The sequence below is a fragment of the Pseudomonas sp. CFBP 8771 genome (genome assembly GCF_014841695.1).
In the GTDB taxonomy this organism is placed as follows: domain Bacteria; phylum Pseudomonadota; class Gammaproteobacteria; order Pseudomonadales; family Pseudomonadaceae; genus Aquipseudomonas; species Aquipseudomonas baltica.
Genome location: NZ_JACYUJ010000027.1, coordinates 1 through 343, shown reverse-complemented (window position 1 = coordinate 343; position 343 = coordinate 1). Strand labels below are relative to the sequence as shown.

1 tRNA gene is annotated in these 343 nt (G+C 45.2%); it reads left to right on the top strand.

Going from position 1 to position 343, the window contains the following annotated elements:
* Nucleotides 1-13: 13 nt before the first annotated feature.
* Nucleotides 14-89, top strand: a tRNA-Ala gene (locus tag IFT80_RS21535).
* Nucleotides 90-343: the final 254 nt, after the last annotated feature.

Genomic DNA, 343 nt, shown 5'->3' with positions numbered 1-343 from the left:
CCTGTAGAAATACGGGGCCATAGCTCAGCTGGGAGAGCGCCTGCCTTGCACGCAGGAGGTCAGCGGTTCGATCCAGCTTGGCTCCACCACCACTGCTTCTGTGTTAGAGCTTAGAAATGAGCATTCCATCAAGGTGATGGTGAATGTTGATTTCTAGTCTTTGATTAGATCGTTCTTTAAAAATTTGGGTATGTGATAGAAAGATAGACTGGACCAACACTTTCACTGGTGTGGGTTCAGGCTAAGGTAAAATTTGTGAGTTGCTCTTAGAGTAAATGCGAATTTTCGGCGAATGTCGTCTTCACAGTATAACCAGATTGCTTGGGGTTATATGGTCAAGTGA